8 protein-coding genes are annotated in these 6,293 nt (G+C 67.3%); 2 read left to right on the plus strand and 6 right to left on the minus strand.

Annotated elements, in window-relative coordinates:
* Positions 1-86 precede the first annotated feature (86 nt).
* From GH737_RS12230 to GH737_RS12250, 5 genes are all read right to left on the minus strand, one after another.
* Complete coding sequence (locus GH737_RS12230; RefSeq protein WP_155265088.1) at positions 87-296, minus strand: hypothetical protein; 210 nt, start codon at positions 294-296, stop codon at positions 87-89.
* A 132-nt stretch (positions 297-428) separates the two neighbouring features.
* Complete coding sequence (locus GH737_RS12235) at positions 429-1,124, minus strand: fimbrial biogenesis chaperone (RefSeq protein WP_155265089.1); 696 nt, start codon at positions 1,122-1,124, stop codon at positions 429-431.
* Positions 1,121-3,583 (minus strand): TcfC E-set like domain-containing protein, encoded by a 2,463-nt coding sequence (locus GH737_RS12240; RefSeq protein ID WP_155265090.1) that lies wholly within the window; start codon positions 3,581-3,583, stop codon positions 1,121-1,123. The genes GH737_RS12235 and GH737_RS12240 overlap by 4 nt, the downstream gene beginning before the upstream one ends.
* A gap of 12 nt (positions 3,584-3,595) precedes the next feature.
* Entirely contained in the window at positions 3,596-4,075 is a 480-nt protein-coding gene (locus tag GH737_RS12245) for a hypothetical protein (protein WP_155265091.1), read from the minus strand.
* A gap of 95 nt (positions 4,076-4,170) precedes the next feature.
* A complete protein-coding gene (locus GH737_RS12250) occupies positions 4,171-4,719 on the minus strand; it encodes a hypothetical protein (RefSeq protein ID WP_155265092.1) in 549 nt (182 codons plus the stop codon).
* Positions 4,720-5,014: 295 nt separating this feature from the next.
* Here GH737_RS12250 and GH737_RS12255 point away from each other — a divergent pair, with 295 nt between their 5' ends.
* Positions 5,015-5,218, plus strand: coding sequence for a hypothetical protein (locus GH737_RS12255; protein ID WP_155265093.1), 204 nt, complete (start codon positions 5,015-5,017; stop codon positions 5,216-5,218).
* A gap of 106 nt (positions 5,219-5,324) precedes the next feature.
* On the opposite strand, the gene GH737_RS12260 is transcribed toward GH737_RS12255, so the two are convergent.
* Positions 5,325-5,525 (minus strand): hypothetical protein, encoded by a 201-nt coding sequence (locus GH737_RS12260; RefSeq protein WP_155265094.1) that lies wholly within the window; start codon positions 5,523-5,525, stop codon positions 5,325-5,327.
* 385 nt (positions 5,526-5,910) lie between these two features.
* On the opposite strand from GH737_RS12260, the gene GH737_RS12265 reads away from it, so the two are divergent.
* Positions 5,911-6,293, plus strand: a 383-nt coding sequence (locus GH737_RS12265) for a hypothetical protein (RefSeq protein ID WP_230558795.1), incomplete at its 3' end; no start/stop codon positions are given.

Below are 6,293 nucleotides of genomic sequence, written 5' to 3' on the forward strand. Positions count from 1 at the left end.
GATGCTGACGGCCGGCAACGGAACCGGCCGGTTACCTGCGCTCGAACCATGACAGGGCCGCCATCGCGGTAGCGGCCCGGCTCGGCCTAGCGGCTGGCGACGGCGCGATCGATGTCGGCGGCGCCGGCTGCGTCCACCTCGGTCGCGACGGCGGACCCGAGCTGGTGAATCGCAAGATCGACATGCGCGCCGATCTGGGCCGGGGCCGCGGCGCGGTCCAGGAGATCGAGCGCTGCTTGAAGAAGATCAAGGGCCTCAAGCAGCATATGCTGCAGCCCTGCCGGTTCGCTTTCCAATGCTTGCCCCCACTGTTCCCCGCCGCAACTCATGCGCCCGAAATGGTAAACTTTGGCTTGCCGCCGTGCATTTCGAGGCGGCGGCCGCGGAAGTCGAAGAGCGTACGGGAAATCGCCCAGATTCCCGTGCGGCTAGAATCTGAGGTGAAGAACGCCCGCGGGCGATTTTGCGGAATAGTCGACCGGCCCGTTCTGCGGCAATGCCTGGGTCCACTCGGCGCCCGCATAGAGCCGCTTGCTCGGAAGGGCGGCACAATGCTGCCGGCCTTCATCGCATTGCCGGCCTTCGATCAGCTCGACGCTGAGATTTCCGTCGTTGCGGATGATGAGACTCTTGCCCGCCCGCCTCGCCGTCACTTCCGGCTCCATGCGGGTCGGACGGACCAGCACCAGGGCATCGTAGCCGACCAGCACCTTGAGCCCGCTCTTGTCCGAGGAGACCGGTCCCGAGACCGGCTTGACGGTCACCCGGTAGACGCGCTCGCGGGCGACGCCGGACCCGAGGACCGCAATCCGGATCAGCTTGCGCTGGCCCGGCTCGAGGATCATCCGGGCCGGAGCGACGAACAGCCCCAGCTTTTCGGGATCCGGCTCCGTCCGGCGGTTCTGGTCGGGACGCCCGGGATTGAGGATCTCGGCCGGCTCGACCGCGACATAGGCGCGGCTCGAGTCCTTGTTCCAGATCTCGATGTCCTCGCGGGCATGGCCGCCGCTTTGCAGCTCGACGATGAGCTCGCTGAGGACGATGTCGGCGCTTGCGCCGCCGAGCGGATGCACAAGGGACAGCAGAGCAATGAGCATGGCAGCTGCGCGGGTGGCTGACTTCATCTGCAAACGACCTTCCCCAGCGAAACGAGATCCGTGTCGCGGCTCTCCGCGGCCACCATGGCGTGGCACGGCGGCAATGTCCCTCTCGTGAAGGACAGCGTGTCGGCGCCCGCGACGTCAATCTGGAAATAGCCGTGCTCGTCGGTTTCGCCGATTCCCCGCTGCGACTGCACCATTGCGCCGGCGACGGGCAGTCCGTCGGTCCCGATCGCCTGCCCGAACACCGTCACCAGCGGCCTTGTCGACCATTCGAGATTGGCAACGTTGCCGGGGTAGAGAGTGACCGAGCGCGCACCGGAATCGTAATCCAGCGACGTCGCGCCGACGGACCGGATTCGCACCTTGTACGACCGGTACGGCTGAAGAAAGATCGGGGTGGACGCGCCGGCAAGCAGGCGCGCGCGCGGCTGTTCGTCGACGAGGACGTCGAATGCCGAGCGGCCGCTCTCGCCTCCAACCGAGACGATCAGCGCGCTTTCGCCCATGTCCCTGCCGCCGAGCGCGATCTCATGGCGGTTGATCGCCGTGCCCGACTGCAGGGTCAATCCGTACTGCAGGCCTCCGCGTCCCTGCAGCGGGTGAAGGATGTCGCCGCGTGCGCTACCGAGCCGTGAATAGATCGTTCCGCCGGCATGGACGTCGCTCGAATCGAGGCTCCGGTTGAGCCCTGCGTTGGCGGAGACCTGCGTCCGGTCGGCGGACTCGTGGAAATAGCCCGCGCTGATGCTGCCCACCATCCGGTCGGCGTCGGAGTCCCCCCCGGCTTGGGTCCGGCGCGCGGCCCGGCCGGCCGTACCGAGTACGGAGAGCCGGTTCGAGGTGAACTGCACCCTCAGCCCCGAGAACAGCGCGGTGGTTGTCCGGGTGCGTTGGGCGTCGGCCTGGAAGACGAGCTCGACACCGCCACGCGACAGGATCGGCAGGTTGAGCCCCGGCCCGACCGTGTAGTCGGTCGGGAAGCCCTCGTCGTGGCGCAGCGAACCGACGAGCGAGAAATAGGCCCTCCCGAGCGTGTAGCCGATGCTTCCGCTGATCTGAGTATATGAGCCATTGCCCAGCTGGGCGCCGGTCGGCGCCGTCGAGCCGAAATTGTCCACATGCGCGGGAAGAGGAATCAACGGCCGACCGTCGCTGCTCCACACGCGGCGCAGATCGAGGTTGAAATTGAACGGTCCACGCCCGTTCGAACCAAGCTGCAACAGCGCCCCCTTGTCGCCCGAGGTCGCGACGAGCCCGGCCACCCGCGCCCGGCCGAAGCGCGTCATCACCCAGGCGCCCGCTTCGAGCATCTTCTTGCGTTCGGCACCGACCGCGGACAGGTCGACCGCAACGCTCCGGCTCAGCCGCCGCGCGGCGCCGAGCTGATAGTAGAAGGTGTCGGACAGACTGATCGGCCGGTTCCGGCGTGTGTTCGCGAGCATTCCGGCATAAGCGAAGACGAGCGGCTCCCCGACCGGGGCGACATGCGCATTCTTGATGAAGAACCGCTGCTCGTCGTGGACCGTCCCGTTGTCCTGGCGGATTCGCAGCAGCACCGGATAGGAACCGTCGGGCAGCGTCGACGTGTCGAGGACGATGTTCCCGGCAGCGTAGGCGTCCGAGGCAATGAGCCGGCCGTCGACGATCAACTCGACCCTCGACGGCTGCTGCAGGAAGACGACCAGCGGCGTCCCCTCGAGCAGATCGCGATCGGCGCGGGTGTCGAACTGCGTGCCGACACCGACGCCGGCGATCCTGCGCTGGCCGGTGAGGTCGATTCCCGGAGCCCAGAACAGCCCGGCCGAATAGCGCAGGTCGTGCCGGTCGACCTCGGCGACCAGGTCATCGACGATCAGGCCAAGCTTCGATGCATAGGATGAATCCGAGCGGAGGCGCGCGCCGCCCAGCGAAACGATGGTGCGATTTTGCACATTATAGCTGGGCGAGCCCGAGCTCGTTCCGGAAATCGCAAGCCCCACGCTGCTGGTCAGCGACAGGGGCCCGTTCGACGGGCGCAGGTAGGGGTCGGTCACCGGGCGCGCAATTCGAACGAGGCCCGGAGCGACGTAGAGGTCGACGCGAAGGCGGCCCTCGTCGAAGATGACGCCGGCCGTCGCCGGGGACAGCTCGCCGCAGTGACCGGCATTGCCGGGCGAGCAGACGAGGTCGGCATGGCTTGGCAGGTCACCGGCAAGAGCAGCCGCGAGCCCGGACGACGCCTCGACCTCGGGAATGAGGCCGAGCACCTTCGCGGAATCAAGGAAGCGGAGCGTTCCCGGCGCGGAAATGACCATCGCCTCGCCGACCTTGCGGCCGCCGAAATAGACATCGACCAGCATCTTGTGCGGTCGCGAAAGCTCGTCGAATCCGGCTGGGGCTCCGAGCGAGACGATGGCTGCGGAGGAGGCGGCCTGAACGTTCGTCGCTGCGAGCGCGCACGCGGCGACCGGCAGGGCCAGGCAGGCGGAGGTGCGGTGCATTGGCGCCGCTGCTCATTCAGGCCCGATAAGGAGGGTCAGCGAGCCGTTGTAGGAACCGGCCGAAGCACTCGACAGCGCGGCGGAACGAAGGATCACGACCAGGCTCGCGGACACCGCCGGGCCGCTGTTGCATGTCTGCTGGGTCGCAACCGTTGTCAGGCCCGAAAGCACGACGTTCGCCGACAGCTGCGTGCCGCTGCTCTGTCCGGCCGTCCCGTTCCATTGGACTTCGAACGGAAGCTCGTCGGCCCCCGAGCTGAGGCTGAACGTGCCGCCCGCACCGGATCCGCTTGCGCGCACATTGTACCCGTTGCTCGCGGTGTTTGCGTAAAGGCACAGGCTCTGGCTCTGGACGGCGTCGGCCGAGAGATTTGCAACGGTGCCGAACGCGACGTCGGTCAGGCCTGTGATCCTGACGTTGTTGCTCGCCGCGAAGCAGGGCGCGGCCGAGCCGAGCAGAATCCCCAAACAGCCGCCGATGAGCAGCGACACGCCGGTGCCACGCCTGGCTCCGCGGCGGCGCTTCGCTCCTGGCTCGCCCCGGCTGCCGGAGCTGGATGTCCGACCTCCGCTCACCGGCATGATCCCTATTCGGGGGCGACGACGAGGGTCAGCGTGCCGGTATAGCTTGTTGCCGCCTGCATCGACTGGAGGTCGGCTGCCGCGATCTTGACGATGAGGCTCGCCGTGCTCGCCGGTCCCGCGCTGCACGTGGCGTTGGTCGCGGTCGAGGTCAGCCCGGTCAGCGCCGTGCCCGAGGTCAGTGCGGTCCCCGAAGTCAGTCCGGAGCTTCCCGCCCATTCGACCGCATAGGGAACGGTGAGCGACGCATTGGCCAGGGTGAAGGCACCGCCGGTGCCGCTTCCGCTCGCGTTGACGTTATAGCCCCTCGTGCCGGTGTTGCTCCACACGCAGACGTTCTGCGCATTGGCCGCTGCAACGCTGGGATCCTGGTTCGTAAAGGCGACGTCCGTCAGCCCCGACAGCTGAACGCGGTTGGGAACCGACACGCTGACCGCCACCGAACCGGTCGACGTCGCACCCTGCGTCCCCTGGGTTGCCGCGTTTGCCGCCGCTCCACCGGTCAGCGCCATGATGGCCGCAGTCGCGGCCGCACCACGAAACAATGTCTTCATTGTCCTTACCCCACCTGGAACCACAAGATTGGTCCGAAACGGAGATTTATTCGCTGACTGGTTAAAATCGCGTCAATGCGGGATCATTGAACGGTCAGGGTTGAACGCTTCTTTGCCACGCCTCGCGCCGCGCGGAAGAGATGGGTCCCCGACTGACGCCGCAGTCGTACGGAGCACATTTCCTGCTGGCGCGGGTCGGACAACGGCACATTCCGACCGCCGCAGGCGCGCAAGTTCGCCCGATCCGGAGCAATGGGCAGCTATTGCTTAGGCCTGAGAGGCCGAAGAGCGGTGCATGATCCTGCTACTGGCACTCGGAGCGGCAGCCGCGGCCGCGCCTCGCGTCGCTACGGCGGCGCAGGCGACGGTCCGCGTTCTCCGGCCGGTTTCCGCATCGGAGCGGGACTGGAAGGAAGCCCGCTCGGGCCACAAACGCGAGATCCTGGTCAGGGAAGCGGACGGGAGGACGACCCGGCTGCGCCTGATCGAACACGAATAGGATGCCGGGCGCTCGGCGAAGTGCGCAGGCATCGGGTCTGCCGGACGTTCGGTTGAAGCCCCTTTCCCGCTGCCCCGGACCTGGTTGCGATGGAACCGTGAGCCCGTCAGCTCCGCCTGCCGGGAGCCGGCGGAGCAGGCGCAAAGGCGGTCGCGATCGACTCTTGCAGCTCGCAGATCGCGAGGTCGAGATGCGCTCCGATATGAGCCGGAGCGGCGGCGCGATCGAGAAGCTTGAGAGCGCACTCCATGAACGCCAGCGCTTCGCCAAGCAGATCGTCGCCGAGTTGAACCGGATCAGTCGCCATCTAGATGTCCGAGCAGTTGCGTCCCCCGTCACGCTATCTAGCATGGAGACGCCTCGCGTCTAACGGAAAATAAACCGACACGGAGCGGATCTGCGGCTCTCCTGTCCTTGTGCTGTTCGAACCTGCTCCTTCGCCTGGGTACTGAAGCCAATCGCCGGCCCGGTGCGTTGTCTGCCCTGACGGGGCTGATCCGGTCCGGTCCGGAGCGAAGCTTAGGGTCCCGACAATCGATGCGCCTCCATTCGGGGCGCGGATCCGTACTGGCGCGAGGAGGCATGCAATGAGCTGTTTTTCGAGAAGCGTTGCGCCTTCTTTCGCACTGGCTTGCCTCGTTCTTGCAGGCACGGCCGGGCCCGCTGCAGCCCGCTCCGCGGGCGACGGTGTGATGGGGCCCGTGTCGCGGGCGAGCGTCGCGATCAGCCTCTCGGTTGCACCGCGGCTCGCGGCGGATCGCCTTGCCCGCGCAACCGTGGACCGGTCCGATCCAGAGCACGGGAGCGCTGCGTTCTGCGTCTGGTCCAACACATCGATCGGAACCTACAGCGTCAGCGCGTCGGCGGTGTCGGAGCAGGGCGGGCCATCGCCCGCAGCGGCGGCTGCGCCTCATGCGATCGAATGGAGCGGCGGTCCGGCGGCATGGAGCGCGTCGCTTGGTGACGGCACCGGACTGGCCGGACTTCGCGCCCAGTCGCGCGCCGGCTGCGGCTCGGGCTCCGGGCCGGCGAACGCGCTGGTCGTGACCATGACCGAGGCCGCTTCGAGCGGGCG

The sequence above is a fragment of the Sphingomonas segetis genome (assembly GCF_009720245.1).
Classification (GTDB): domain Bacteria; phylum Pseudomonadota; class Alphaproteobacteria; order Sphingomonadales; family Sphingomonadaceae; genus Sphingomicrobium; species Sphingomicrobium segetis.